4 protein-coding genes are annotated in these 3,734 nt (G+C 75.0%); 2 read left to right on the top strand and 2 right to left on the bottom strand.

Annotated elements, in window-relative coordinates:
• Window positions 1–59 precede the first annotated feature (59 nt).
• Window positions 60–827 (bottom strand): crotonase/enoyl-CoA hydratase family protein, encoded by a 768-nt coding sequence (locus HG542_RS33570; RefSeq protein WP_171088168.1) that lies wholly within the window; start codon window positions 825–827, stop codon window positions 60–62.
• Complete coding sequence (locus tag HG542_RS33565) at window positions 827–2,470, bottom strand: acyl-CoA dehydrogenase family protein (protein WP_171088165.1); 1,644 nt, start codon at window positions 2,468–2,470, stop codon at window positions 827–829. The genes HG542_RS33570 and HG542_RS33565 overlap by 1 nt, the downstream gene beginning before the upstream one ends.
• Window positions 2,471–2,554: 84 nt before the next feature.
• Here HG542_RS33565 and HG542_RS33560 point away from each other — a divergent pair, with 84 nt between their 5' ends.
• Window positions 2,555–3,367 carry a PaaX family transcriptional regulator C-terminal domain-containing protein gene (locus tag HG542_RS33560; protein WP_227725558.1) on the top strand — a complete coding sequence of 271 codons (813 nt, stop codon included), beginning with the start codon at window positions 2,555–2,557 and terminating at the stop codon, window positions 3,365–3,367.
• A 90-nt stretch (window positions 3,368–3,457) separates the two neighbouring features.
• Window positions 3,458–3,734, top strand: a 277-nt coding sequence (locus HG542_RS33555; RefSeq protein WP_171088163.1) for a response regulator, incomplete at its 3' end; no start/stop codon positions are given.

The following is a 3,734-nucleotide window of genomic DNA, read 5'->3' as shown; positions in this document are numbered from 1 at the left end:
CGCCCCGCAAGGGGCGCGGGGAACTGCACGATCAGCCACGACGCGCCTGCGGACACCCCCTACCCGAACGCCCCGTGCCGTCCCTCCCCGGCCGCGAAGCGGGCAGCACCCGCCGTCACCTCCGGCAACACGGCCCGTCCCCCGGCCAGTTCGGCGGCCATGGCCGCCTCCTCCGTCAGCCCTTCCTGCCCCAGCAGCGACGCCCGATCGGCCCGCAGACACGCCTGCGGGAACCGCGCAATCTCCGCGGCGAGTTCCTCCGCGGCGGCCCGCCCCCGCCCCGCCGGCACGAGGCGATCGGCGAGCCCTGTCGCCAGGGCCTCGGCCGCCCCCACCGGCCGCCCCGTCAGCACCATGTCCATCGCCCGCCCCGCCCCGACCAGCCGCGGCAGCCGCACGGTACCCCCGTCGACGAGCGGGACGCCCCACCGCCGGCAGAAGACGCCGAAGACGGCGTCCTCCTCCGCCACCCGCAGGTCGCACCACAGCGCCAACTCCAGCCCGCCCGCGACCGCATGGCCGCTCACGGCGGCGATGACCGGCTTCGTCAGCCGCAGCCGCGTCGGCCCCATCGGGCCGTCGCCGTCCTCCGCCACCCGGTTGCCCCGCCCGGTGCCCATCGCCTTGAGGTCGGCGCCCGCGCAGAACGTGCCGCCCTCGCCCCACAGCACGGCCACCCGTGCGGTTTCGTCCGCGTCGAACGCCCGGAAGGCGTCGGCCAGTTCATCGGCCGTCGGCCCGTCGACCGCGTTGCGCACCTCGGGCCGCGCGAGGACGACCGTCGTGACGAACCCCTGCCGCTCCACGCGCACCGCGCGCGCCGCCATCAGGCCTCCTTCACCGAGGCGCGGGCCAGGATCGCGCCGAGGTCCGCACCGGCCGGCAGCGTGCCGAACGCGTTCCCCCAGTCCCCGCCGAGCCGCGAGGCGCAGAAGGCGTCCGCGACGGCCGGGTCGCCGTGCCGCACCAGCAGGCTGCCCTGCAGGACGAGTGCGAGCTGCTCGGCGAGGCGCCGCGCGAGCAGCTGGGCCCGTGCGGGGTCGGACAGTTCGCCCAGCAGGGTACCTACGCGCGCGGCCGCCGCGTCGAGCCGGGCATCGGCCCCGGCCGCCGCGCCGACTTCCGCGAACCAGGCGTCCAGCGCGGCCGGTTCCTTCTGCAGCACGCGCAGCACGTCGAGCGCGGCCACGTTGCCGGAGCCCTCCCAGATGGACAGCAGCGGTGCCTCCCGGTAGAGGCGCGGCATGCCGGACTCCTCGACATAGCCGTTGCCGCCCAGGCATTCGAGCGCCTCGGCGGCATGTGTGCTGCCGCGCTTGCAGACCCAGTACTTGCCGGCGGCGAGCGCGAGCCGGCGCAGTGCCGCCTCCGCGGCGTCGCCCGCAACGGACCGGTCGACGGCCGCGGCCAGCCGCATGGCCAGCAGCGTGGCGGCCTCGGACTCGACGGCCAGGTCGGCCAGGACGTTGCGCATCAGCGGCTGGTCGACCAGCTCCGCACCGAACGCCCGCCGGTGCGCGGCGTGGTGGACCGCCTGCCGCAGCCCGGCCCGCATGCCGGCCGCGGAGCCGAGGACGCAGTCGAGCCGGGTCATGTTGACCATCTCGACGATCGTGCGCACGCCGCGCCCCGGTTCGCCCACCGGCCAGGCCACGGCCTGCTCGTACTCGATCTCGGCCGAGGCGTTGGAGCGGTTGCCGAGTTTGTCCTTCAGCCGCTGCAGGCGCATCGCGTTGCGGGTGCCGTCGGGCAGGACGCGCGGCATCAGGAAGCAGGTCAGGCCCTCCTCGGCCTGGGCGAGGACGAGGAAGACGTCGCTCATCGGGGCCGAGGTGAACCACTTGTGCCCGGTGATCGTGTACGAGCCGTCGCCGGCGGGCACGGCGGTCGTGGTGTTGGCGCGGACGTCGGAGCCGCCCTGCTTCTCGGTCATCGACATGCCCGCGATCAGGCCCTGCTTGCCCAGCGGCGGGCGCAGCCCGTGGTCGTAGGTGCGCGAGGCCAGCAACGGCTCGTAGGCGGCGGCCAGTTCGGGCTGGGCGCGGAGCGCGGGGACGGCGGCGTAGGTCATGGAGACCGGGCAGCCGTGGCCGGGTTCGGCCTGGGCCCAGACGTAGAACTTGGCCGCGCGCACCAGGTGCGCGCCGGGACGGGCGTCGGCCCAGGGGGCGGCGTGCTGGCCGGTCTCCACGGCGGCGGCCATCAGCTCGTGCCAGGCGGGGTGGAACTCGACCTCGTCGATGCGGTGGCCGTAGCGGTCGTGGGTGTGCAGCACCGGAGGGTTCGCCTCCGCCAGCCGCGCCCAGTCCTGCACCTGCGCGGACCCGGCCCGGGCGCCGAGTGCACGGACCTCGGCCTCCCCCCAGCCGCCGCCCTCCCGGCGCAGCGCCTCCAGCAGCGCCGGGTCGTCGGCGGTGGTGAAGCCGGTCAGGGGCGGAGCCTGGTTGAACACTTCGTGCGTGGCGCTCATGGCGTGACCTGCCTCCGGTCGGCGACGCTATTACAGTTTTATGATGCGTGACGGAGGACTGTAATGAACAGGGGTGCGGCAGACATGGATGACCTGGACGGCATGGACGAGGGCGACGGCACCGGACCGCTTTCCCTGCGGCCGCTGACCGCGCGCTCGGTCGTGCTCTCCACCCTCCTCGGCCACCACCCGCCCGCGCTGCCCGCCCGTGCCCTGGTCCGCGTCGGCGAGCTCTTCGGCACCGCCGAGGGCACCATCCGCACCGCCCTGACCCGCATGGTCGCCGCCGGTGACCTCGAACAGCGAGACGGCACGTACCGGCTCACCGAGCGGCTCCTGGCCCGCCAGGCCCGGCAGGACGACAGCCGCGCCCCGCGCACCCGCCCCTGGGACGGCACCTGGGAGATCGCCGTCGTCGTCCCCGACCGCCGCACCGCCTCCGACCGGGCCGCGCTCCGCCAGGCCATGGCCGTCCTGCGCCTGGCCGAACTGCGCGAGGGCTGCTGGCTGCGCCCCGCCAACCTCCTGCGGGCCCGCCCGGCCGTGGTGACGGAGCAGTGCACGGTCCTCACCGGCGCCCCCGAGGGCGACCCCGCGGAGCTCGCCGCCGCGCTCTGGGACCTGGCCGGCTGGGCCCGTCGGGCCCGCGCCCTGGAGGCGGCCCTCGACGCCCTGCCCGGGCGGCCCGGCGACCTGGCCGAGCGCTTCACCGTCTCGGCCGCCGTCCTGCGCCACCTGCTCGACGACCCCGTCCTGCCCGCCCCGCTGCTCCCGGCGGACTGGCCCGGCGACCGGCTCCGGCACCGCTACGCGGCCTGGGACCGCGACTTCCGGGGCCTGCTCCTGGAACACCTCGGGCTTCCGGGGGCCGACGGAATACGAGCCGACGGAATATGAGACGAGTCGGAATATGAGGAGTCGGTGACAGTTCCTGCGATCGGGGGACCTGGGGCACATCTGTGTGATTGCACGACGGATACTGGCCGCATGTCACGCGTGCTTCTGATCGAGGACGACCGGGCCGTCCGGGAAGGGGTCACCCTCACCCTCCGCCGCCGCGGCCACGAGGTCGAGGCCGCGGCCACCGGCGGGGACGGGCTGGCGGCCCTGGAGACCTTCCGCCCCGACCTGGTGCTGCTGGACCTGATGCTGCCCGACAAGAGCGGCTTCGAGGTGTGCCGCCGCATCCGGGCCACCCAGCAGATCCCGATCATCATGCTCACCGCGCGCGGCGACGACATCGATGTCGTCCTCGGTCTCGAAG

Origin of the sequence: Streptomyces morookaense (genome assembly GCF_013030945.1) — a bacterium.
Lineage (GTDB): Bacteria > Actinomycetota > Actinomycetes > Streptomycetales > Streptomycetaceae > Streptomyces > Streptomyces morookaensis.
This window is presented reverse-complemented; position numbering and strand designations above follow the sequence as displayed.